Origin of the sequence: Pseudomonas abyssi, from assembly GCF_003444685.1 — a bacterium.
Classification (GTDB): Bacteria; Pseudomonadota; Gammaproteobacteria; order Pseudomonadales; family Pseudomonadaceae; genus Halopseudomonas; species Halopseudomonas abyssi.
Window position 1 is genome coordinate 345,721 of sequence record NZ_LMAZ01000004.1, and the last position, 22,708, is coordinate 368,428.

At 61.7% G+C, this 22,708-nt stretch carries 17 protein-coding genes; 14 read left to right on the forward strand and 3 right to left on the reverse strand.

The window, feature by feature from the left end:
* Nucleotides 1-51 precede the first annotated feature (51 nt).
* The 5 genes from ASB58_RS14500 to cydC all read left to right on the forward strand — a co-directional run bounded on the left by ASB58_RS14500 (nucleotide 52) and on the right by cydC (nucleotide 6,205).
* A complete protein-coding gene (locus ASB58_RS14500) occupies nucleotides 52-1,608 on the forward strand; it encodes a cytochrome ubiquinol oxidase subunit I (protein WP_202974638.1) in 1,557 nt (518 codons plus the stop codon).
* Nucleotides 1,608-2,747 (forward strand): cytochrome d ubiquinol oxidase subunit II, encoded by a 1,140-nt coding sequence (gene cydB, locus ASB58_RS14505; RefSeq protein WP_165771262.1) that lies wholly within the window; start codon nucleotides 1,608-1,610, stop codon nucleotides 2,745-2,747. Before ASB58_RS14500 ends, cydB begins: the two co-directional genes overlap by 1 nt.
* Nucleotides 2,748-2,762: 15 nt before the next feature.
* Complete coding sequence (gene cydX, locus ASB58_RS14510; RefSeq protein WP_096004427.1) at nucleotides 2,763-2,876, forward strand: cytochrome bd-I oxidase subunit CydX; 114 nt, start codon at nucleotides 2,763-2,765, stop codon at nucleotides 2,874-2,876.
* A gap of 67 nt (nucleotides 2,877-2,943) precedes the next feature.
* Complete coding sequence (gene cydD / locus ASB58_RS14515; RefSeq protein WP_268877916.1) at nucleotides 2,944-4,578, forward strand: thiol reductant ABC exporter subunit CydD; 1,635 nt, start codon at nucleotides 2,944-2,946, stop codon at nucleotides 4,576-4,578.
* The gene (gene cydC, locus ASB58_RS14520; protein WP_118131366.1) at nucleotides 4,571-6,205 is read left to right on the forward strand and encodes a thiol reductant ABC exporter subunit CydC; all 1,635 of its coding nucleotides are present in this window, start codon (nucleotides 4,571-4,573) and stop codon (nucleotides 6,203-6,205) included. The genes cydD and cydC overlap by 8 nt, the downstream gene beginning before the upstream one ends.
* On the opposite strand, the gene ASB58_RS14525 is transcribed toward cydC, so the two are convergent.
* Both ASB58_RS14525 and ASB58_RS20065 read right to left on the reverse strand, forming a co-directional pair.
* Entirely contained in the window at nucleotides 6,206-9,490 is a 3,285-nt protein-coding gene (locus ASB58_RS14525; RefSeq protein WP_181977944.1) for an acetyl-CoA carboxylase family protein, read from the reverse strand. It abuts the gene before it with no gap.
* A 3-nt stretch (nucleotides 9,491-9,493) separates the two neighbouring features.
* Nucleotides 9,494-11,194, reverse strand: coding sequence for an AMP-binding protein (locus ASB58_RS20065; protein WP_181977945.1), 1,701 nt, complete (start codon nucleotides 11,192-11,194; stop codon nucleotides 9,494-9,496).
* A 154-nt stretch (nucleotides 11,195-11,348) separates the two neighbouring features.
* Between ASB58_RS20065 and ASB58_RS14530 the strand changes: the two genes are divergently transcribed.
* Complete coding sequence (locus tag ASB58_RS14530; RefSeq protein WP_118131367.1) at nucleotides 11,349-12,296, forward strand: LysR family transcriptional regulator; 948 nt, start codon at nucleotides 11,349-11,351, stop codon at nucleotides 12,294-12,296.
* Here ASB58_RS14530 and ASB58_RS14535 read toward each other — a convergent pair.
* Nucleotides 12,254-14,650: a penicillin-binding protein 1A gene (locus ASB58_RS14535; RefSeq protein WP_118131368.1), complete on the reverse strand. Its 2,397-nt coding sequence runs from the start codon at nucleotides 14,648-14,650 to the stop codon at nucleotides 12,254-12,256. The genes ASB58_RS14530 and ASB58_RS14535 overlap by 43 nt on opposite strands.
* A 184-nt stretch (nucleotides 14,651-14,834) precedes the next feature.
* Here ASB58_RS14535 and ASB58_RS14540 point away from each other — a divergent pair, with 184 nt between their 5' ends.
* The 8 genes from ASB58_RS14540 to ASB58_RS14575 all read left to right on the forward strand — a co-directional run.
* On the forward strand, nucleotides 14,835-15,899 hold the full coding sequence (locus tag ASB58_RS14540; RefSeq protein WP_096004420.1) for a pilus assembly protein PilM: 1,065 nt from the start codon (nucleotides 14,835-14,837) through the stop codon (nucleotides 15,897-15,899).
* Nucleotides 15,899-16,477: a PilN domain-containing protein gene (locus ASB58_RS14545; RefSeq protein ID WP_096004419.1), complete on the forward strand. Its 579-nt coding sequence runs from the start codon at nucleotides 15,899-15,901 to the stop codon at nucleotides 16,475-16,477. Before ASB58_RS14540 ends, ASB58_RS14545 begins: the two co-directional genes overlap by 1 nt.
* The gene (locus tag ASB58_RS14550; RefSeq protein WP_096004418.1) at nucleotides 16,474-17,103 is read left to right on the forward strand and encodes a type IV pilus inner membrane component PilO; all 630 of its coding nucleotides are present in this window, start codon (nucleotides 16,474-16,476) and stop codon (nucleotides 17,101-17,103) included. The genes ASB58_RS14545 and ASB58_RS14550 overlap by 4 nt, the downstream gene beginning before the upstream one ends.
* A complete protein-coding gene (gene pilP, locus ASB58_RS14555) occupies nucleotides 17,100-17,630 on the forward strand; it encodes a type 4a pilus biogenesis lipoprotein PilP (protein WP_096004417.1) in 531 nt (176 codons plus the stop codon). The genes ASB58_RS14550 and pilP overlap by 4 nt, the downstream gene beginning before the upstream one ends.
* A gap of 20 nt (nucleotides 17,631-17,650) precedes the next feature.
* Complete coding sequence (gene pilQ, locus ASB58_RS14560; protein WP_328587547.1) at nucleotides 17,651-19,825, forward strand: type IV pilus secretin PilQ; 2,175 nt, start codon at nucleotides 17,651-17,653, stop codon at nucleotides 19,823-19,825.
* A 5-nt stretch (nucleotides 19,826-19,830) separates the two neighbouring features.
* Nucleotides 19,831-20,340 (forward strand): shikimate kinase AroK, encoded by a 510-nt coding sequence (aroK, locus tag ASB58_RS14565; RefSeq protein WP_118131369.1) that lies wholly within the window; start codon nucleotides 19,831-19,833, stop codon nucleotides 20,338-20,340.
* A gap of 70 nt (nucleotides 20,341-20,410) precedes the next feature.
* Entirely contained in the window at nucleotides 20,411-21,490 is a 1,080-nt protein-coding gene (gene aroB, locus ASB58_RS14570) for a 3-dehydroquinate synthase (RefSeq protein ID WP_118131370.1), read from the forward strand.
* On the forward strand, nucleotides 21,487-22,708 hold a 1,222-nt coding region (locus tag ASB58_RS14575), incomplete at its 3' end, for an ExeA family protein (RefSeq protein ID WP_118131423.1). The genes aroB and ASB58_RS14575, both read left to right, overlap by 4 nt.

The following is a 22,708-nucleotide window of genomic DNA, read 5'->3' on the forward strand; positions in this document are numbered from 1 at the left end:
TGTCGGCGGTGACCGAATTGACCTGATGATTCCTCCGAGCGGAGTACGCAGATGGATATCGTAGAGCTCTCACGAATGCAGTTCGCCTTGACGGCGATGATTCACTTCTTGTTTGTACCCCTGACGCTGGGCCTGGCTTTCCTGCTGGCGATCATGGAGTCGGTCTATGTGATGACCGGCAAGACCATCTACCGTGACATGACCCAGTTCTGGGGCAAGCTGTTCGGTATCAACTTCGCCCTGGGGGTGACTACCGGCCTGGCGATGGAGTTCCAGTTTGGTACCAACTGGTCCTACTACTCGCACTACGTCGGCGACATCTTCGGCGCGCCGCTGGCGATCGAAGCCCTGATGGCCTTCTTCCTCGAGTCAACGCTGTTCGGCCTGTTCTTCTTCGGCTGGGACCGCATGAGCAAGGTCAAGCACCTGGCGGTGACCTGGCTGATGGCGCTGGCGACCAATTTTTCGGCGTTGTGGATTCTGGTTGCCAATGGCTGGATGCAGCACCCGGTGGGCTCGGAATTCAACATCGAGACCATGCGCATGGAGCTGACCAACTTCGCCGAGGTGCTGCTCAACCCGGTGGCTCAGGTCAAGTTTGTCCACACCGTGTCGGCGGGCTACGTCACCGGCTCCATCTTCGTGCTGGCGATTTCCAGCTACTATCTGCTCAAGGGCCGCGATCTGGCCTTTGCTCGCCGCAGCTTCGCCATCGCCTCCGCGTTTGGTCTGGCTAGCGCGCTGTCGGTCATCGTGCTGGGCGACGAGTCCGGTTACGAGTTGGGCGAGGTGCAAAAGGTCAAGCTGGCGGCGGTAGAGGCCGAGTGGGAAACCCAGCCACCACCGGCGGCCTTTACCCTGATCGGTTTTCCCAACGAGCAGGCTCAGCACACCGACTATGCGATCAAGGTGCCGGCGGTACTCGGGTTGATCGCAACCCGTTCGCTGGATGAGGAAGTCCAGGGGCTGCAACAGATCAAGGAAGAGAACCTTGGGCGCATCATCCGCGGCCAGGAGGCCTATGACCTGATGCAGCGCATCCGCGCCGGGGACAAGTCGTCCGCGACCGTGGAACAGTTCAACGCTGTGCGCGATGACCTGGGCTTCGGTCTGTTGCTCAGTGGCTACACCGATGACGTACTGAATGCGACGCCTGAAGAAATAGCCAATGCGGTAGAAGCCACTGTGCCCAAGGTCTGGCCGCTGTTCTGGAGCTTCCGCGTCATGGTTGCCTGCGGTCTTCTGATGTTGCTGCTGTTTGCCTGCGCCTTCTGGCACAGCGCTCGTCGTACGGTCGACAAGCCAAAATGGTTGCTCAAGTTCGCCATCTTCAGTCTGCCCTTGCCATGGATCGCCAGTGAAATGGGCTGGTTTGTGGCCGAGTATGGGCGGCAGCCCTGGGCCATCGGTGAAATTCTGCCGACCCATCTGGCGGTCTCGCAGCTGAGCCCGGGCGATGTGCTGTTTACCCTGATCTCCATCGCCGTGCTCTATAGCATCTTCGTGATCATCGAGATCTGGTTGATGACCAAGTATGCGCGCAAGGGGCCGTCGAGCCTGCACACCGGTCGCTATGACCTGGAAACTGCCGAAGCACAGGAGGCCTGATCATGGATTACGAAGCATTACGGTTCATCTGGTGGGTGCTGATCGGGGTTCTGCTGATTGGCTTTGTGGTCACCGACGGCTTTGACATGGGCGTTGCCGCGCTGCTGAAAGTGATCGGCAAGAACAACTATGAGCGGCGCGTGATGATCAACTCGATCGCGCCCCACTGGGACGGCAACCAGGTCTGGCTGGTGACCGCCGGCGGCGCGCTGTTCGCAGCCTGGCCGACGGTCTACGCGGCATCATTCAGCGGGTTCTACCTGGCCATGATGCTCACGTTGTTTGCCTTGTTCCTGCGTCCGCTGGCCTTCGAGTATCGCTCCAAGATCGACAGCGAAGTCTGGCGCAGTCGCTGGGACTGGGCGCTGACTGCCGGTTCGGCGATACCGGCGCTGATCTTCGGGGTGGCCTTTGGCAACCTGCTGCAGGGCGTGCCCTTCCAGTTCGACGAGCTGCTGCGGTTTCAGTACACCGGCAGTTTCTGGGCGCTGCTCAACCCCTTTGCGCTGCTGGCTGGCGTGCTGAGCCTGCTGATGATCGTCAATCACGGTGCCACCTACCTGCAGCTCAAGACCGAGGGGCAGATCAAGGCCCGCGCCGAGGCGATCTCCTCACTGCTGGCGCTGGTCTGCGCGGTGGTATTCGTCATGGCCGGGGTCTGGCTATGGCTGGGCATTGATGGCTATCAGGTAGTCAGCGTCATTGATACCAACGGTGATAATCGCACCATCGACAAGGTGGTCGAAATCAGTTCTGCAGCCTGGTTCGGCAACTACGCCAAACTGCCGCTGCTATGGGCTGTGCCCGCGCTGGGGGTCATCTGCTTTGTGTTCTGTGCCCTGTTCAGCAAGGCGCGTAAGCACGCGCTGGCGTTTGTCAGCTCGGCGCTGGCCATGGCCATGGTGCTGATCACGGCGGGTCTGAGCATGTTCCCCTTTGTCATGCCGTCTTCCAGCATGCCAAACCACAGCTTGACGATGTGGGATGCGACCGCCAGTGAAACCACGCTGTTCATCATGTTCTGTGTGGCTTGTCTGTTCGTCCCGATCATCCTTGGTTACACCGCCTGGGGCTACTTCGTGATGCGCGGCCGCCTGAACGAGCAGCATATCCGCGACAACACTCACAGCATGTATTAACGGAAGGAGAAGACTATGTGGTATTTCACCTGGATTCTCGGCGTACTGCTGGCCTCTGCGTTTGGCATCGTCAATGCCATGTGGCTGGAACTCAACGGCTATGTAGGAGAAGAAGATCAAGTCGACTGAGATTGATCCGCGTAGTGCCAGCAGTTGGCTGACCCGGCTGCTGGCGCCGCAGGCTTCCCTGCTCAATCTGGCCCTGCTGTTCGCGTTGGCGGCGGCGGGGCTTTTTGTCTGGCAGTGCTGGCTGCTGGCGCAGCTGTTTTCCGGCTGGCTGGTGGCCTGGCAGCAGGGCGGCTTGGGCGAGGCACAGGCGCAGCTGCTGGGCAGTCTGTTGCCCTGGTTGGCGCTCTGTCTTGTTCTGCGGCCGTTGTTGCAATACGGCCGCGAGCAAGCCAGCCAATTGGCCAGCCTGCGCGCCCGTGGCGAGTTGCGCCGCACCTTGTTGCAGCGTCTGGCGGCGCTGGGGCCTGCGCGGGCGCAACTGGGCGCCGACGCGGAACTCGGCAGCCGCCTGCTGGAGCAGGTCGAGGCGCTGGACGGCTACATCAGCCGTTATCGAGTGCAGCGCCAGCTGGTGCTGCTGGTGCCGCTGCTGCTGGTGGTTTGTACCGCTCTTTTCAGCCCGTTGGCGGCGGTGTTGTTGCTGCTGACGGCACCGCTGGTGCCGGTGTTCATGATTCTGCTGGGCAAGGCCGCGGCCTCGGCCAGTCAGCGCCAGTTCGTTGCGCTGGCGCGGATGAGCGGGCGCTTCAGTGACCTGCTGCGCGGCAGCTGGACGCTGCGCCATCTGGGCGCGTTGCCCGCCGCCGAAGCTGAGGTTGGAACCGCCGCCGAACACTACCGCGCCGGTACCATGCGGGTGCTGCGTATGGCCTTTCTTTCCGGTGCGGTGCTCGAGTTGTTTGCCTCATTGGCGATTGCGCTGGTGGCGCTCTACCTGGGGCTTGGCCTGCTTGGCATTTTGCCCTGGGCCAAGGGCGAGATACCGGTTCCCTATCTGGGCGCGCTGTTTATCCTGCTGCTGGCACCGGAGTTCTATGCGCCGCTGCGTCAGCTCGGCGCGGATTACCACGCCAAGGCGGAAGCCGAAGGGGCGATGACCGAGCTGCTGCCGCTGCTCAATCAACAGGTGTGGGAGCACCCGGGGCGCGAGCCGGTGACGCTCAGCGCCGCGCCGCGTATCGACTGTCATCAACTGGCAATTGAGGGTCGCCTGGCGCCGCTCGATCTGCGTGTGCAGGCGGCCGAGCGGGTGGTGCTGCAGGGCGCCAGCGGCAGCGGCAAGTCCAGTCTGCTCGAAGCGCTGCTGGGCTTTGTGCCCTGGCAGGGTGAGCTGCTGATCAATGGTCACTCGCTGCTGGATCTGTCGCGACCGGACTGGCTGCGGCATGTTGGTTATCTGGCCCAGCAGGTACCGATCCTGCTCGGCAGCATCGCCGATAATCTGCGCCTTGCCGCGCCCACGGCCACTGACGCCGAGCTGATCGCGGTGCTGGAGCAGGTCGCGCTCTGGCCGCTGATTCGCCAACTGCCCAAGGGGCTGGAGACCGAGCTGGGCGAGCGCGGGCTTGGGCTGTCGGGCGGGCAGCTGAGCCGGCTGGCGCTGGCGCGGCTGCTGCTGCGCGATACCCCGGTCTGGCTGCTGGATGAGCCGACAGCCCATCTGGATGCGGATACCGCCGAGTTGATCCATGCGCTACTGGAGCGCCTGAGTCAGGGGCGCACACTGCTGCTGGTCAGCCACGATCTGCAGGGACTGGACTGGGCTGACCGGGTGGTGACGCTCGGCCAGTCAGAGCAACGCCTGGAGGCTGCCGATGTCTGAGCAACCCATTCGTCTGCGGACCTTGCTGCGCAGCCGCCTCGGGCAGTGGAGTCTGGCGCTGTTTCTCGGCGCGGTGACGCTGTTGTCGGCCATTGGCCTGCTGGCCACCTCCGGCTGGTTTATCAGCGCGGCGGCGCTGGCCGGACTGGCGACGGTCGCGGCCTACGGCTTCGATTACTTCCGCCCGGCGGCGATCATCCGCTTCTTCGCCATCGTTCGTACTGCCGGCCGCTACGCCGAACGGCTGGCCTCGCACAACGCCGCACTGGCCCTGCTCAAGGATCTGCGTACGCGCCTGTTTGCCCGCGTTGCGGGGCAGCGCCGGCTCACTCCGGCGGCGCGCTCGGCGATTGCCATGCACCGGCTGGTAGCCGATATCGATCTGCTCGACTTTTTCCCGCTGCGCTTTGTCGCGCCCTGGTTCTGGGCATCGGTGCTGACGCTGCTGGTGCTCGGCTGGCTGGCGCTGCTCGACACCTCGCTGGCGGTTGCCGCGCTGCCGGGGTTGCTGCTGGCCTGGCTGGTGGTGCCGATGCTCGGTGGACGGCTGGCTGCCCGCCTGGCCCGCCGTGATGCCGAACTGGCCGAACAGCGCCGCGAGTTTCTGCTCGACCGTCTGCAGCTGCTGACCTCCCTGCTGCTGTGGCAGCGCTGGGACGATCAGCAGGCCGCGTTTCTGCAGCAGGATGATGCCTGGCTGCAACAGCGCCTGCGACAGCAGAAACTGGTCAGTTTGACGGCGCTGGGGCAGCAACTGGGCCTGGCGCTGGCGTTGCTTGCGGTGCTCTGGCAGGGGCATGCGCTGTTGCAGCAGGGGGCGTTGTCGGTGCCCTGGCTGCTGGCCGCGTTGCTGTCGGTAATGGGGCTGGCCGAAGCCCTGCTGCCGCTGTCAGCGAGCTTTATTTCGCTGGGCTTCAGCCAGGCGGCGCGGGATCGGTTGAATCAGCTGACCGCCGCCGAGACCGACCTTGCCGGCACCGCAACCGCGCTGCCTGAGCAGCCACTTAACCTAGTGCTGTCTGGCCTGAGCGCCAGAATGCCCGGCGCGCTGAACGGCCCGGAAAACGTGTCCATCGGCCTGCAACAGGGCGACGTGCTGCTGATCGAGGGGCCGTCCGGCGGCGGCAAGAGCACCCTGCTGCAGGTGCTGGCGGGCGAGCCGCTGGCGTTCACGGGGGAACGGCTGATCAACGGGCAAGGCTTTGAGCATTGGAATCTGCGTGGGCTGATCGGCTACCTGCCGCAGCAGCTGGATATCTTCGACATGACACTGGCGCAGAATCTGCGCTTGGCTGATCCAAAGGCCAGTGACGAGGCCCTCTGGCAGGTGTTGGATGATGTCGCGCTGGCTGATTGGGTGTGCGGGCGCAAGCATGGCCTGAATACTACGCTGGGCGAGTTCGGTGCCAAGGTCTCCGGTGGGCAGGCGCGGCGTATTGCCCTGGCCCGTCTGCTGCTGACCAAACGCCCCGTGCTGCTGCTGGATGAGCCCTTTGCCGGGCTGGATTTTGATACCCGCGAGCGGGTGCTGGCGTCCCTGCTGCGTCGGCGCGAGCAGGGCATTATCGTCATTGTCAGCCACCAGCAGGTGGCGGTCCCGGAGGCTCGCCACCTGCGGATTGGCTGATTACCAGGTGTCGACGAACGGCCGGGTGCCCTTCTTCAGCGACTCGTCCGGAGCCGAGTGCAGGCCACGCATCAGCCAGTCGCGGGTTTCCAGCGGGTCGATCACCGCGTCGATCTCGAGGAAGCTGGCCATGCTGATGCCCTTGCCGCGCTGGTACAGCTCGGCGACCAGTTTCTCGAAGGTCGCCTGACGCTCGCCCTCGTCCTCGATGGCGGCCAGCTCCTTCGAGTAGCCGAGGCGCACCGCACCTTCCAGACCCATCGCCCCGAACTCACTGCTCGGCCAGCCGATGGTGAACATCGGTGCGTGGAAGCTGCCCGCAGCCATTGCCTGCGCGCCCAGGCCGTAGCCCTTGCGCAGCACCACGGTAAAGAACGGGATACTCAGGCTGGCGGCGGTGACAAACATGCGCGAGACATGGCGCACGGTGCCCTGCTGCTCGGCGTCCGGGCCGACCATAAAGCCGGGGGTATCGCACAGCGAAACCATCGGTAAACCGTGGGCCTGACACAGCTGCATGAATCGCGCCGCCTTGTCACCGGAGACGGCATCAATGGCGCCGCCCAGATGCATCGGGTTGTTGGCGATCAGGCCGAAGGCGCGGCCCTCGATACGAATCAGCGCGGTGATCAGCCCCGGCGCAAACTCGCGGCGCAGTTCGAGTACTGAGTTGCGGTCGGCGAGGGTTTCGATGACCTTGCGAATGTCGTACACGCGCAGGCGGTTTTCCGGAATCAGGTGGCGCAGCTCGCGCTGGTCCGCTGCTTCCCAGTCCGTCAGATCACCCTGGAAGTAGGACAGGTACTGCTTGGCCACCGCGGTGGCCTCGGCTTCGTCCTGCACCCGCACGTCGATCACCCCGTTCGGGCCGTGCATGCTGGTCGGGCCAACCTGCTCCGGGGTAAAGCGGCCGAGGCCGCCGCCCTCGATCATTGCCGGCCCGGCCATGCCAATGGTGGCGTTCTCGGTGGCGATGATCACGTCGCAGCAGCCGAGCAGCGCGGCGTTACCGGCGAAGCAGCGGCCGGAAACGATGCCGACGGTGGGCACCATGCCGGACAGCCGCGCCATGCGCATGAAGGTGGTGCAGTCCAGTCCGGCCACGCCAACCTTGTCGATGTCGCCCGGGCGACCGCCGCCGCCTTCGGTGAAGAACACCAGCGGCAGCTTCCACTGCTCGGCCAGCTCCAGCATGCGGTCGGTTTTCTTGTGGTTGGTGACGCCCTGGGTGCCGGCGAACACGGTGTAGTCGTAGGACAGCGCCATGCAGCGGGCGGCGTGTTCGCCGAACTTGTCGGCATTGATGGTACCGATGCCGTTGATCAGGCCATCCGCCGGGCTCATTTTCAGCAGCTCTTCGTGCGTGCGGCGCGAGCGCTGGGCGGCGAGGGCAAAGCCGCCGTACTCGATAAAACTGCCGTCGTCGAGCAGGTCGGCGAGGTTCTCGCGGGCGGTGCGCTGGCCGGTCTTGCGGCGCTTGGCGACGGCCTCCGGGCGGCGCTCGTCGGTCAGCTCGGCGCGGCGCTCGAGCACTTCCTGCAGGTCGGCGCGGATATGGTCGATGGCGACGGTCTCTTCGTCCTGCTGGGCGTTGCCCGCGACCTCGGCCGGCTCCAGATAGAGCAGGGCGCTACCCTCGAACAGGCTATCGCCGGGGCTGGCGGCCAACGCGCGGACGATGCCGCTCTGGGTCGCCTTGACCACGAATTCCATCTTCATGGCTTCCATGATCGCGACCTGCTGGCCAACGGCGACGCTGTCGCCAACCTGTACATCCAGGCTGACCAGCACGCCCTGTACCGGCGCGTTCAGTGGCTCGGTGCCGGCCGGGGCGTCGGTCTGCGCGCTGCTGGTGGCGGCGCTACTTGCGCTGCCTTGGAAGAAACGGTGCGGGTGGGCGCTGGCGTGGGCGGCGGTCAGGCTGGCGGCTTCGGCTTCGATGAAGGCAGTGGATACCAAGTTGCTTTGTACCTGCGGGTGCTGCAGCAGGTTCTGCAGCAGATGCAGGTTGCTGGCGGCGCCTTCCAGACGGAATTCGCACAGCGCGCGGTAGGCGCGGCGCAGTGTGTTCGGGTAGTCACCGTTTGCGTGCACGATCAGTTTGGCCAGCAGCGAGTCGTAGCGCGGGCTGGTGGTGTAGCCGGCGTAGCCGTAACCGTCGACGCGGATGCCCGGGCCGCTCGGTGGCTGATAGGCGCTGAGCGTGCCACCGGCCGGGCGGGTGCTGCCGTCGGCGGCCATGCTTTCCAGATTGATGCGCAACTGTACGGCAAAGCCGCGGGCGGCGGGAATGTCGGCCTGGGTCAGGCCCAGTTCGGCCAGCGTCTCGCCGGCGGCGAGCTGAATCTGCGTTACCGCCAGATCCAGGCCGGTCACCGCTTCGGTTACCGTGTGTTCGACCTGAATACGCGGGTTGGCTTCCATAAAGACAAAATCCCCGCGCTCCTCGTCGAGCAGAAACTCGACGGTACACAGGCCGCGGTAGCCAACCGCGCGGGTCAGGGTGCAGGCGGCGGTGTGCAGTTGCTCGCGCACAGCCGGATCAAGGCTTGGCGCCGGGGCCACTTCCAGCAGCTTCTGATTACGGCGCTGCAGGGTGCAGTCACGCTCCCAGGCGTGGGCAACCTCGGCGCCGTCGCCGATGATCTGCACCTCGATATGTCGAGCACGGCGGATCAGTCGTTCGACATACAGATCGCCACGGCCAAACGCGGCGGTGGCCTCGGAGCTGCAGCGGGCGAAGGCGTCGTCCAGCTCGGCAAGATCGTGCACCGCGCGCATGCCGCGCCCGCCGCCGCCAGCCAAGGCTTTCAGCATCACCGCTGCGCCGTCGCCGAGCGACTGCATAAAGTCGCGGGCCTGCTCCAGCGTGGTCGGCTCGTTGGTGCCCTGGGTCAGGGGCACACCCTGCTGCTGCGCCAGTCGACGCGCGCTGGCCTTGTCGCCAAAGGTGTCGAGCACCTCAGGCGCGGGGCCGATAAAGGTGATGCTGGCCTGCTCACAGGCGCGGGCGAAGTCGGCGTTTTCGCTGAGGAAACCGTAACCGGGGTGGATCGCATCGCAATTTTGCTCCTTGGCGATGCGAATCAGCTGGGCGGCGTCCAGATAGGCGGCAACACCCTGGCCCTGCAGGGCGATGGCCTGATCGGCGCTGCGCACGTGCAGCGACTGGGCGTCGTCTTCGGCGTACACGGCGACGCTCTCGGCGCCGCAGTCAGCGATGGCGCGCGCGAGGCGAATGGCGATTTCGCCACGGTTGGCGATGAGAATGCGGTTGAATGCCATGGGTTAGTTGATCCAGTCCTGTAGTTCCTGTTTTTTGACCTTGCCGGTCGCAGTCATCGGCAGTGTATCGACCAGCCGGATCTCCGGCACCTTGTAGATTGCCATCGCCTGCTTGCACCAGTCGCGAAGCGACTCGGCACTGGCGTGGCTGCCGGGCTTGGTAATGATGAAGGCGAGCGGCGTCTGGCCGCGCTGCGGGTCGGGCTTGCCGATGACCGCTGAGGCGAGAATGTCCGGGTGCTGGCCGAGCATGGCTTCCAGCTCGCTGGGAAACACACTCATGCCGTTGACCTTGAGCATTTCCTTGCGCCGGCCGAGGTAACGGATAAAGCCCTGCTCGGTGATCACGCCGCTGTCGCCGGTATGTAGCCAGCCGCCGTCGCGCAGTGCTTCGGCGCTGGCGTCGGGTTTGTTCCAGTAGCCCTTGAGCAGCGACGGACTGCGCAGGCACAGCTCGCCCTCGCTGCCCAGCGGCAGCAGCGCGCCGGTGTCGAAGTCGCAGACCTTGAACTCGGTGCCGGGTACCGGCAGGCCTACGAAGGTGGGCTCGGATTTCAGATCGAAATCATCGTCCTGCAGGCCGGCGGTAAAGGTGTCGCAGGTGTGGGTTTCGGTCATGCCGAAGCTGGTTTCGAACAGAGTGCAGCCGGTCAGCTCGCGCCAGCGGCGGCGGTATTCCGGGGTCAGCTTCTTGATAAAGGAGACGCAGCTGGTGGTCTCGAGCGAGCTGAAGTCAAACTCGCCGACCTGAGGGTGATCGAGCACCTCGGAGGCGCTGTCGACCAGCAGGCCGGTCTGGGTGACGCGATAATGCTGAACGGCGCTCATAAAGGTCAGCGCGTCCCAGCGGGCCAGCAGCACCAGCGGGGTGCCGGCGAACACCGGGAACAGCAGGCCGGAGTTTTCGCCGGCAATCCAGAACTCGGGCATGAAGTTCAGGCCGATGCGCCCCTCGTCAAAGCCCATGGCCGCCGGGACGAAGCTGGCGCAGGTGTAGAGCATGTCGCCGTGGGTGTGAATGCAGCCCTTCGGCAGGCCGGTGGTGCCGCCGGTGTAGTTGAGCGCGGCGGTGTCGTCCAGGTTGAGCTTAGGCAGGTTGTGCGGTGCGGGCGTGGTGGTAGCCAGTGCGGGCATCAGGTCGATGCTGTCGGTGATCGGCAGCTTGGGTGCCTGCAGCAGGTCTGGCACCGGAATTGGTGGCTGCGCCGGGCAGAGCTCGGACAAGCTGGTGCTGAAAACGTATTCCAGCGCAGTTTGCTCGCGAACCTCACGCACTACCGGCAGCAACTGGTCGAAGCAGATGATGGCACGGGCGCCGCAGTCGTCGAGCTGATAGCTCAGCTCCATGCCCTTGGCCATCGGGCTGACCGGGGCGTGGATCGCGCCCATCTTGAGAATGCCGTAGAAAGCGATATGCAGCTGCGGACAGTTGGGCATGAACACCGCGACCCGGTCACCCGGCTTGATGCCTTGGGCCTGCAACAGGGCGGCGCAACGGTTGCTCAGGTCGTCCAGCTCGGCGTAGGTCAGTTGATGGCCGTAGAAGTGCACGGCAACCCGGTCGGGAGCAGTGCGCGCCCAGTGGGAGAGGTACTCGGTCAGCGGACGTTCGCCCTGCGGGTAGACCGTTGTGGTCGGTTTGCCTGCCGGCCAGACCTTGGCCTGAATCGCCTTGAGGGTATCGAGATAGTCCTGCTCGTGCATGTCCGTGCCTCTTGCTGTTTTTATCGCTCAAGCTTAGGAGCTGTCGCGGCGGATAAGAAGCGATCAATATTCATTCAGAACCATGATTTCTATTCATGGTTTGACTGCAGGCGCGTAATCTCGGGCGTATAGCCCATGGCGGAGGTGTTTGTTGATGAGTGAAAAGAATGATTCCCCATCATTGGCCCGGATCGACCTTAACCTGTTTCGGGTGTTCGAGGTGGTGTACCGCGAGCGTAACCTGACCCGTGCGGCGGCGGTGCTTCATGTCAGCCAGTCCGCGGTCAGCCACTCGCTGGCACGGCTGCGTGAGCACTTTTCCGACCCGCTGTTCGTGCGTGAGGGCAGGGGCGTGACCCCGACCGCCGCGGCAATGCGGCTGGCCCCCGGGATTATCGATAGTCTGAGTCGGCTGCAGCAGAGCCTCGGCTATCTGCAGCAGTTTGATCCGCAGGAGGATGCACGCACCTTCACCATCAGCCTGCCGGAGCAACTGGAGCCGGTGCTGATTCCGCCGCTGCTGACCCGGTTGCGTGAATTGGCGCCGCGCAGCCGAGTGCGCACCGTGGGTGTCCGGTGGTCAGAGCTGAAGCTGGAATTGGCGGCCGGGCGAATCGATCTGGCGGTGCAGATCGCGCGGCCTGCCGATGCCAGTCTGCGGCAGATGCAACTGGTCAGGGAGCCACTCTGCGTGGTCGCCGGCCCACTGTTTGACGCGGAGCTGACGGCGGATAGCTATATGGCCGCGGAGCATATCGCGGTGGCGTCGTGGCGGCGCGGGCTGTCCTATGAGGATCTGGCGCTGGGGCATCTGGGGCTGATGCGCAATGTGGTGCAGCAATGCCAGAGTTATCAGGCGGCGAGTCTGGTGGTCGCGCAGACGCCATTGCTGCTGACCATGTCGCGGCGTCACGCCGAGTTGATCAACCGGCCGCTGGGCAACCGGCTGCTGAACATGCCATTACCACTACCGGAGATCGGTCTGACCCTTTACTGGCACAAGGGCATGGAGCATGACCCGGTCAACCGCTGGTTGCGGCGCCAGGTCCATGCGTTGGCTCAGAACAGTTCGAGTGGTGTAACCGCGCCACCGCTGTCGTAGCCGCCCATCTCCAACTCGCTGTAAGGCGGCGGTGCGTCTTCCTGCTTGAAGATCTCCATGAAGGCGCCGTCGGTGCCGGGGGGGGCACTGCGCCCGGTGGTCGGGTCGATACGGGCGGTCACCAGACCCCTGGGCATGCGTGGCTCGCGGTCCGGCACGCCTTCGAGCGCGGCGCCCATGAAGTTCATCCAGATAGGCAGTGCGGCGGTACCGCCGAACTCGCGTCGCCCCAGGGTGCTGGGCTGATCAAAGCCGACCCATACGGTGGCCACCAGGTCTGGGTTGAAGCCGGAGAACCAGGCGTCTTTCTGGTCGTTGGTGGTACCGGTCTTGCCTGCGAGATCGTTGCGGTTGAGTGCACGGGCGCGCACTGCTGTGCCGCGACGTACCACATCGCGCAGCATGCTGTTGAGCTGGTAGATGGTGCGCTCGTCGACTACGCGCTCGGCCTCTGCTGGTTGCTCACTGATGCCGCTGCCCTGGCGTTCCACGTAGGCGTTCAGGCGGGCTTGCTGCTGCTCCGTCAGCTCCGGTGTCACTGGCGGCTTGCTGTAGTCGATCAGCTGGCCGTAGCGGTTCTCGATGCGGTCGATCAGGTAGGGCTTGACTGCGTAGCCGCCGTTAGCAAAGGTCGCATAGCCCTGGGCTATCTGCAGAGGGGTCAGCTCTGAGGTGCCGAGGGAGGCGGACAGGTTGCGCGGCAGCTCCTTGCGTTCGAAGCCGAAGCGTTCGATGTAGCTCAGCGCGTTGTCGACGCCAAGGTCTTGCATCAGTCTGATCGATACCAGGTTGCGCGAGCGGTACAGCGCCTCGCGCAGGCGAATGGGGCCGAGGAAGTCTCCGCCGGAGTTCTTCGGGCGCCAGATGGAGTCGAGATAGTCGTCCACAAAGATCAGCGGTGCATCGTTGACCAGGCTGGCCGGCGTGTAGCCCTTGTCCAGCGCCGCGCAATACAGGAAGGGCTTGAAGCTGGAGCCGGGCTGACGGCGTGCCTGGGTGGCGCGATTGTAGTTGCTCTGCAGGAACGAGAAGCCGCCGATCAGCGCCTTGATGGCGCCATCCTGCGGACCCAATACGACGAGCGCACTTTGCGCCTCGGGCACCTGCGCCAGGCGCCAAGTATCATCTTCGATACGGCTGACACGGATAATGTCGCCCGGCTGGAGCACATCCATCGGCTTGCCGGGGCGTGGCCCCATGCCATTGGCGCTCAGATAGGGGCGGGCCCATTTCATATCGTCCCACTTGATGACGCCCTGCTGATCGCGGCGCAGCCGGATCTCCACCTGGTCGCCGTTGACCGCTGCGACGAGAGCAGGCTCCAGGCCGCCCAGGCTTTTATAACCCTTCAGCAGCTCAAGGCCCTGTTCCAGGGTGATATCCGGGTTGCGTGCTTCCGGCCCCCGGTAGCCGTGGCGACGGTCGTACTCCTGCAAGCCATCGCGCAGAGCCCGGTTGGCCATGTCCTGAAGGCCGCTGTCCACGGTGGTGTAGACGTTGAAGCCCTGTGTGTAGGCTTGGTCGCCAAAGCGCTCGACCATTTCCAGACGCGCCATTTCGGCAATGTAAGGCGCCTCCATCTCCGGGTTCGCGCCGTGGTTGCGCGCGGTGATGGGCGTGTTGACGGCCTCGCGGTAGCTGGCCTCGTCGATGTATCCCAGGGTCAGCATGCGATCCAGAATCCAGTCGCGACGGACCTTGGTGCGCTCAGGGTTGGCGATCGGGTTATAGCGTGACGGCGCCTTGGGCAGGCCGGCGATCATGGCCAGGTCGGCCAGTGGCAGCTCGTTGATCGATTTGCCGTAGTACACCTGCGCGGCCGCCTCGATACCGTAGGCGCGGTTGCCCAGGTAGATCTTGTTGACGTACAGCTCGAAAATTTCGTGCTTGTCGAGGTTGCGCTCGATCTGCAGGGCCAGCAGTATTTCATTCAGCTTGCGCGAGAAAACCCGGTCGCTGCTGAGGAAGTAGTTTTTCGCCACCTGCATGGTGATGGTGCTACCGCCGGTCTGAATGTGGCCCGTCTGCAGCAGCTCGCTGGCTGCACGCAACAGCCCCATCGGGTCGACCCCGTGGTGGTTGAGGAAGTTGTCGTCCTCGGCTGCCAGCAGGGCATGCACGAAGTCGCCCGGGACCTGGTCGTAGCTGATCGGGAAACGTCGCATTTCACCGAACTCTGCTATCAGTCGATTATCTGTGCTATATATCCGCAATGGGGTTTGCAGTTCGACATCACGCAGGGTTTCAACATCAGGCAGGGCGGGGCTAAGATAGAGCGCGACACCGCTCAGAACCATGATGGGTGCACATGCCAGCGCGAAGGCAGACCAGAAGAGAAATCTCAGTAAGCGCATAAGGGATGGGGAATTCCCTGAATAATTAGAAAGTTAGCTGGATTGCTAATTGAGAACGGCGTAGCAGTCTGCATTATAAGCGTATTTTTTTTGATTTAGCCATTTGCGCTTGTACAAGGACTGTTATTTAATGTAGGAAAACACAAACCGTCCGTAAGTGTCGGATGCTGATAGGAAATTGGCTGTGCTAGGGCTCCTAAAGAAAAAAGCGAACACGTTGCTGGGCATCGATGTCAGCTCCACCACGGTGAAGCTGCTTGAGCTTAGTCGCGCCGGAGGCCGCTACAAGGTTGAAGCCTATGCGGTCGAACCCTTGCCACCCGGAGCGGTGGTTGAGAAAAACATCGTCGAGCTTGAAGGTGTGGGCCAGGCACTCGAAAAAGTGCTCGCGCGCTCCAGATCGTCACTCAAGCAGGCTGCTGTCGCCGTCGCTGGATCTGCAGTGATCACCAAGACCATCGAAATGGATGCCGGTCTTGATCCTGACGAGATGGAAGAGCAGATCAAGCTCGAAGCCGACCAATACATTCCCTACCCCCTCGATGAAGTAGCCATCGACTTCGAGGTGCAGGGTCCATCCCCCCGCAATCCAGAGCGAGAAGAAGTGCTGTTGGCGGCCTGTCGACGCGAGAATGTCGACATTCGCGAAGCAGCGCTGGCGCTGGCGGGCCTGACGGCAAAAATCGTCGAGGTCGAGGCCTACTCGATGGAGCGGGCGTGCGAGTTGGTGGTCGGTCAGCTGGATGCGGATGATGCCGGACTGACCATCGCGGTCATCGATATCGGCGCCACCATGATGACGCTGAGTGTCCTGAGTGGCGGACGCACGATTTACACGCGCGAACAGCTGTTCGGTGGCAAGCAACTGACCGACGAGATTCAGCGCCGCTACGGCCTGTCCCAGGAAGAAGCAGGGCTTGCCAAGAAGCAGGGCGGCCTGCCTGACGACTACGAGTCTGAGGTGTTGGCTCCGTTCAAGGACGCCGTCGTGCAGCAGGTGTCCCGGTCGCTGCAGTTCTTCTTTGCAGGCGGTCAGTACAACGACGTCGACTACATTCTGCTGGCTGGCGGCACGGCTTCGATTCCCGGGCTGGACCAACTGGTGCAGCAGAAGATCGGAACCACCACCCTGGTTGCCAACCCCTTTGCAAATATGACCCTGTCGAACAAGGTTGACGCGGTTGCCCTGAGCAATGATGCGCCGGCATTGATGATCGCCTGTGGTCTGGCAATGAGGAGTTTTGACTGATGGCTCGCATTAACCTGTTGCCTTGGCGCGAGCAGCTAAGGGAAGAACGAAAAAAGGAATTCCTGACGATTCTGGCACTGGTTGTCCTGTTTGCAGGGGCGCTGGTCTTTTTGGGTGACCGCTACATCAACGGACGAATTGACCACCAAAATGAGCGAAATGCTTTCCTGAAGAAGGAAATCACTCTGCTGGATGCTCGAATCAAGGAGATCGAGGAGCTGCAGGCGCGCCGAGCTCAACTGCTTGATCGTATGAAAATTATCGAGGACCTGCAGGGTAAGCGTCCGATTATTGTGCGAGTGTTTGATGAGCTTGCGCGTACGTTGCCCGACGGAGTGTATTTCTCCGAATTGGCGATGAAGGGGGCGGAATTGTCGGTCAAGGGTGGCGCTGAATCGAATAGCCGAGTGTCGAATCTGATGCGTCAGATGGACGGCTCTGAGTGGCTGACAGCACCCAATCTGACGGCGGTGAAAGCGGTGACGTCTGGCGCGCTGGACCAGGCTAATGTGTTCGAGCTTACCGTCAAACAGACCGCGCCGCGTGCTGGTGCCGCTGAGGGAGAACAGCAGCCATGAGTTTCGCTCAACAAATGGAAAGTTTGAAAAAGGTCCAGGCGGACGACCTGGATTTCAACAACATTGGTTCTTGGCCTGCGGCGCTAAAGGTCATTGTGTGTGCAGTTGTTTTTGTTGTACTTGCTGTTCTGGGGTATCAGTTCCATCTCAAGGATCTCAAGGTCAGCCTTGAGCGGGCTGAGCAGCAGGAAATTGAATTGCGTAAGGAGTTTCAAGACAAATCCTTTCGTGCGGCAAACCTGGAAGCTTATCGAGAGCAGCTGCAAGAGATTGAGGAGCGTTTCAGCGGGCTGCTGAAACAACTGCCAAAGGATAGCGAGGTTCCGGGTCTGCTGGAGGATATTACCCAGATGGGCCTCAACAGTGGGCTAGAGTTCGAGTCCATCACTCTGCAACCCGAGGTGGCTCAGCAGTTTTATGTTGAGCTGCCTATTCAGATCAATGTCCGGGGTAGTTACCACGATCTTGCTACGTTCGTAAGCAGTGTCGCAGGCCTGCCTAGAATCGTAACGTTGGGTGATTTCGAAATTGCGCCGGTTAGTGAAAGCAATCCTGATCTGCTGGGCATGGAGATTATTGCTAAAACCTATCGTTACAATGACGCGGCAGAGGAGGGGCAGCAATGAGCGTGATCAGCCCCAGGCTTTTAGGTGTTCTTGCGGCCTCTCTATTGATCGTCGGCTGCAGTAGCGGTGAGTTCGCTGACTTGCAACGATTTATGGATGAAACCAGAGCGCGACCATCGGGCACCATCGAGCCGTTGCCTCGCTTTGAGCCTTATGAAGCATTTACTTACAGCGCTTCGTCCCTGCGTAGCCCTTTCCAGCCGCCGATCAAGATCGATCTGAGCCAACGGCAAAAAGGGTCTCAGGATATCAAGCCGGACGAGAACCGGGTCAAACAGTTCCTTGAAGGCTTCAATATCGAAAGCTTCGAGATGGTTGGTACCCTGAGCAACGCGAGTGGCATGCAAGCTCTGATTCAGGGGGCTGGCAGCGTCCATCGTGTTCATGTGGGTGACTATTTGGGACGCAACCATGGACGGATTACCGGTATTGAAGAGAATCGCGTCGATGTAGTGGAAATCGTGCCGGATGGTGAAGGCGGGTGGTTGGAGCGTCCGCGTACCCTCAGCCTCGCTGAGCGCGGGTAGGACAACCAGGGAGAGATAACATGAACTGCAAACAGTCACGCGTGGAACGCAAAAAAATGCTTCTTACCAGAAAACTTCCGCTTGCGGCGCTGATGGCGCTGATGAGCCCGCTAGCCCTTGCTGCCGACCTGCAAAACATGGATGTGGCTTCGCTGCCTGGTGACCGCGTTGAGCTGAAGTTGAGCTTTGACGAGCCGGTCAGTGCCGCTCCCAAAGGCTACACCATAGATCAGCCTGCCCGTATCGCCTTGGATCTACCAGGTGTGCAGAACAAACTGGGCGAAAGGTCTCGTGAGCTTGGGCTTGGTAACGCACGCAGCGTTACCGTTGTCGAGGCTGGTGATCGGACGCGGCTGATCATTAATCTGACGTCGCTGGCACCTTACAGCACTCGTGTTCAGGGTAATGACCTATACGTCACTGTTGGGGCAGAGGCTAGTGCTCAGGCCGCTGCCGCTCCGGCGCCAGCAGCGGTTGCCAGTGACAATAACTGGCGGGCTGGTGATGAACCCGCTGTATCTGGCGCTGTAGCAGCTGGCGGGCGAGCGATCAGCAGCCTCGATTTTCAGCGTGGGTCAGATGGAGCAGGTAATGTCATCATCGATTTGAGCGACCCCAGCATCAAGGTAGATGTTGAGGAGCGAGGAGGGCGTGTTCGCCTTAACTTCCCCAATACGCGCCTGCCTGATGAGCTGCGAGTTCAGCTCGACGTCAAGGATTTCGCAACACCGGTCAACTTCGTCAACGCAACCGGTAGTGGCAACAATGCGACCATCGTCATTGAGCCTACTGGCAGCTACGAGCACCTGGTTTATCAGGCTGACAGCCGCCTGACCGTCAGCTTCAAGCCGCTGACGCGGGCTGAAGTGGAACAGCGTCGTGCCGATGCCTTTACCTACTCCGGCGAGAAGCTTTCGCTCAACTTCCAGGATATCGAAGTGCGCTCGGTGCTGCAGTTGATCGCCGACTTCACGGATCTCAACCTGGTTGCCAGCGATACCGTTCAAGGCAGCATTACTCTGCGTTTGCAAAACGTGCCGTGGGATCAGGCGCTGGATCTGGTACTGAAGACCAAGGGCCTGGACAAGCGTCAGATTGGCAACGTGTTGCTGGTCGCTCCGGCAGAGGAAATTGCTGCCCGCGAGCGTCAGGAGCTGGAATCACAGAAGCAGATTGCCGAACTGGCTCCGCTGCGTCGGGAGCTGATTCAGGTTAACTACGCCAAGGCAAGCGATATTGCTCAGCTGTTCGCATCGGTAACCTCTGCTGATGCCGATAGTCAGCGTGGTTCGCTTACTGTCGATGAGCGCACCAACAGCATCATCGCTCTGGAAACCCAGGATAAGCTCGATGAGCTGCGTCGAATCGTTACCCAGCTGGACATTCCGGTGCGTCAGGTGATGATTGAAGCGCGCATTGTTGAAGCCAACGTGGGTTTTGATAAGGCTTTGGGGGTGCGTTGGGGCGGGAACCTAAACCTGGGCGGCAACTTCTCTGCCTTCGGCAAAGATGGCCGGACCGAGATTGGAGAAGCGCCAGATTTCTTGCCTGACGGAACTAGCACTGGCGGGTTCTATGGTGTGGCAGAGCGTCCGGTGAATTCCCCCTTTATAGACATGGGTGTAGCTAACGCAACCTCGGGTATCGGCATCGGCTTTATCACCGACAACACCATTCTGGATCTGCAGCTGTCAGCCATGGAAAGCACTGGTAACGGTGAGATTATTTCCCAGCCAAAGGTCGTTACCTCTGACAAGGAAACCGCGAAGATTCTGAAGGGCTCCGAGATTCCTTATCAGGAAGCCAGCTCCAGTGGGGCAACCACCACCGCATTCGCAGAGGCTGTGCTGTCTTTGGAAGTGACCCCCCAGATCACCCCGGATAACCAGGTGATTATGGAGGTCATCGTCACCAAGGATGAGCCGGATTTCACCAATGAGGTAAATGGTGTGCCGACCATTCGCAAGAATGAGGTCAACGCGAATATCCTGGTGGCAGATGGTGAGACAATCGTAATTGGTGGCGTATTCTCAAGTGAGTCGCAGAGTGCTCAAGAGAAGGTACCGTTCCTTGGTGACCTGCCGATTCTTGGCAAGGCTTTCCGTCGTGATGTTAATTCGGAAGTCAAGAACGAGCTGCTGATCTTCCTGACACCGCGCATCATCAATAACGGAGCTATTACGCTTGCCAGGTAAGTCTGTTGCGTAACGTTTTTCTAATTGGCCCGATGGGAGCTGGAAAGAGCACCATCGGGCGTTTGCTTGCCAAAGAGCTGAAATTTCCTTTCAAGGATTCTGATCGCGAGATTGAGGTCCGTACGGGGGCTGATATCCCCTGGATTTTTGATGTCGAGGGGGAAGAGGGTTTTCGGCAGCGAGAGGAGGCGATGATCGCTGAACTGGTTCAGGAGCGCGGTATCGTGCTTGCGACCGGCGGTGGTGTCGTGATGCGCCCGGCGAATCGGGCGGCTCTGGCGGCAAACGGTCTGGTTGTTTATCTGTGTACCAGTGTGGAGCAGCAGCTGCAGCGTACCGCAAAGGATCGCCAGCGGCCTCTCCTGCAAACCGCTGACCCTGAAGCGGTGCTTCGTGATCTGATGGCACGACGTGACCCGCTATATCGTGAAATCGCCGACCTTATTATCGAGACCGATCAGCGCGGCCCCAAGGTCGTGGTGAATACCATTCTCGGCAAGCTTCAGGAAGACTGAGTCCGGGCCGTATATCCGGGTCTCAGGTGACTGTTGTATGCTGTGCCCGCTTAAAACGGGGAGTGTCCTGATGCAGTGTCTTAAAGTCGATCTGGCTGATCGCAGTTATCCTATCTATATTGGTGCCGGCATTCTGTCTGACGAGGCCTTGCTGCAGCGTCATATCGTCGGCCGCCAAGTCTGTGTTGTTACTGACGATACCGTTGCTCCCCTTTATCTTGAGTCGCTGCTGCAAAAGCTGTCGGGCTATCGCGCGACCAGTGTGGTGTTGCCAACCGGCGAGGCCTACAAGAACTGGTCGACGCTGCAGCAGGTGTTTGATGCATTGCTTGCTGAGCGCCATGACCGTCGTACCACGCTGATTGCGCTGGGTGGTGGTGTCATCGGGGATATGACCGGCTTTGCTGCCGCGTGCTACCAGCGCGGTGTCGATTTCATTCAGGTGCCGACGACGCTGCTTTCTCAGGTCGACTCTTCTGTTGGCGGCAAGACCGGTATCAATCATCCGGCAGGCAAGAACATGCTGGGTGCGTTTTATCAGCCCAAGGCGGTGTTGATCGACACCGATAGCCTGCGCACATTGCCCGAGCGCGAGGTCAGCGCCGGGCTGGCTGAAATCATCAAGTACGGGTTGATCCGGGACGCAGACTTTCTTGCCTGGCTTGAGCGGAACATGGCGGCTCTGCGCGCGCTGGACGCCAGTCTCGTCACCTACGCGATAGAGCGCTCCTGTTCCATCAAGGCTGAAGTAGTGGCGGCGGATGAGCGGGAGGGGGGCGTGCGTGCGATCCTCAACCTTGGGCACACCTTTGGCCACGCGATCGAAGCGCATCAAGGTTATGGCAGCTGGCTGCATGGCGAAGCGGTTGGCGCCGGCATGGCGATGGCTCTGGACCTGTCTTGCCGGCTTGGCTGGATTACGGATGCAGAGCGAAATCGTGGCGTTGCGCTGATCAGTGCGGCAGGGCTGCCGACGGTGCCGCCGAGCGGTATGGTTGCTGCTGATTTCGAACGTCTCATGTCGGTTGACAAGAAGGTGCTGGATGGTCAGCTGCGCCTTGTGCTGTTACGTGGCATGGGTGAGGCCGTTGTCACGGCTGAATTTACGGCTGATGCGTTGCGTCAGTGTCTCGTGGGGTTTGAACAATGAGCAAGGGCTTTGATGAGGTCTTCACGGCAGTGAGTGGCGCCGATGATCTGCTGGATCATTACCAGTTCACGCATGATCCCTTTGCTCCGCGCACGCCTGGTTTCCGCTTTTTTACCCCGAAGCGCAAAAGCGTGCTGGCCGAGCTGCACCACCTGGCTCGCTACGGTGATCAGGTCTTGGCGGTTACGGGCCCTCAGGGCAGCGGCAAGACCCTGCTGCGCCAGGCATTGGTAGCCAGCAGCAACAAGGACAGCATTCAGTGTGTCGTGTTGTCCGCGCGCGAGATGCCTGCCGAAAGCGCTCTGCTTGCGGGGCTATGTCAGGCGGTCAGTGCCGAGCAGCGCGACGTCGCCAGCTTGCTGCGCAAGGCGCAGCAGAGTGAAACGGTCGGTATTCAGTTGTATCTGGTGATCGACGACGCGGAGTGCCTGGAGTCGTCTGCCGTCAGCATGTTGAGCGAGATTGCTGAGGCCGGGCCGGCGGCACCACGCGTGTTTCTGTTCGCCGACACTGAGGCAGAAGCTGCGCTCTCGGTCATTCGTAAGTCGGATGACGCGCCTGCGGTGCACATGATCGGCCTGCAGCCACTGGATGTTGCCGAAACTCGAGAATATATGGCTCAGCGCCTTGAGGGGGCTGGGCAGGGAATTGAGCTGCTGGATGACGCGCAAGTCGAGTGGGTGCATCAACGCAGCGGCGGCTGGCCTGGTGCGATCAACCACGCTGCGCGGCAGGCATTGCTCGCTGCCATGCAGGAGGCGCCCGTCGCCATGCGTCGGGCCGGCGGTAGCCCCTTTTCGGTCAAGGTGCTGGCCGCGCTGGTGCTGATCGCTGCGGGAATTGGCGTCGCCTGGTATATGGGCGATCAGCCGCAGGAGCCGGAGCGAACGGTCCTGCAGCTGCCTGCGCCTGTAGTCGAGGCGCAGAGTCAGGCGCCGGTATCGGCTCCGTTGCCTGGGGAGTCAGTCAGTGCCGCGAGCGATACCCGGAGTGTGGACGCGGTAGACGCACCGACAGTGGACACTGTGCCGACGCTGGTTGATGCGCAGGCCTCCTCGGTGCCTGAGTCGGCACCGGCGCAGATTGAAACGCCGGCGCTGGACACAGAGCCCGACTCCGCGCCAGCCTTGACGGCTCCGGCTCCGGCTCCGGCTCCGGCTCCGGCTCCGGCTCCGGCTCCGGCTCCGGCTCCGGCTCCGGCTCCGGCTCCGGCTCCGG

What these genes read in the sequence shown, in the direction of transcription:
- ASB58_RS14530 (WP_118131367.1), top strand. Translation starts at nt 11,349, where the DNA reads ATGAGTGAAAAGAATGATTCCCCATCATTGGCCCGGATCGACCTTAAC.
- cydX (WP_096004427.1), top strand. Translation starts at nt 2,763, where the DNA reads ATGTGGTATTTCACCTGGATTCTCGGCGTACTGCTGGCCTCTGCGTTT.
- ASB58_RS20065 (WP_181977945.1), bottom strand. Translation starts at nt 11,194, where the DNA reads ATGCACGAGCAGGACTATCTCGATACCCTCAAGGCGATTCAGGCCAAG.
- ASB58_RS14545 (WP_096004419.1), top strand. Translation starts at nt 15,899, where the DNA reads ATGGCTCGCATTAACCTGTTGCCTTGGCGCGAGCAGCTAAGGGAAGAA.
- ASB58_RS14550 (WP_096004418.1), top strand. Translation starts at nt 16,474, where the DNA reads ATGAGTTTCGCTCAACAAATGGAAAGTTTGAAAAAGGTCCAGGCGGAC.
- ASB58_RS14535 (WP_118131368.1), bottom strand. Translation starts at nt 14,650, where the DNA reads ATGCGCTTACTGAGATTTCTCTTCTGGTCTGCCTTCGCGCTGGCATGT.
- pilQ (WP_328587547.1), top strand. Translation starts at nt 17,651, where the DNA reads ATGAACTGCAAACAGTCACGCGTGGAACGCAAAAAAATGCTTCTTACC.
- ASB58_RS14525 (WP_181977944.1), bottom strand. Translation starts at nt 9,490, where the DNA reads ATGGCATTCAACCGCATTCTCATCGCCAACCGTGGCGAAATCGCCATT.
- pilP (WP_096004417.1), top strand. Translation starts at nt 17,100, where the DNA reads ATGAGCGTGATCAGCCCCAGGCTTTTAGGTGTTCTTGCGGCCTCTCTA.
- ASB58_RS14500 (WP_202974638.1), top strand. Translation starts at nt 52, where the DNA reads ATGGATATCGTAGAGCTCTCACGAATGCAGTTCGCCTTGACGGCGATG.
- cydC (WP_118131366.1), top strand. Translation starts at nt 4,571, where the DNA reads ATGTCTGAGCAACCCATTCGTCTGCGGACCTTGCTGCGCAGCCGCCTC.
- aroB (WP_118131370.1), top strand. Translation starts at nt 20,411, where the DNA reads ATGCAGTGTCTTAAAGTCGATCTGGCTGATCGCAGTTATCCTATCTAT.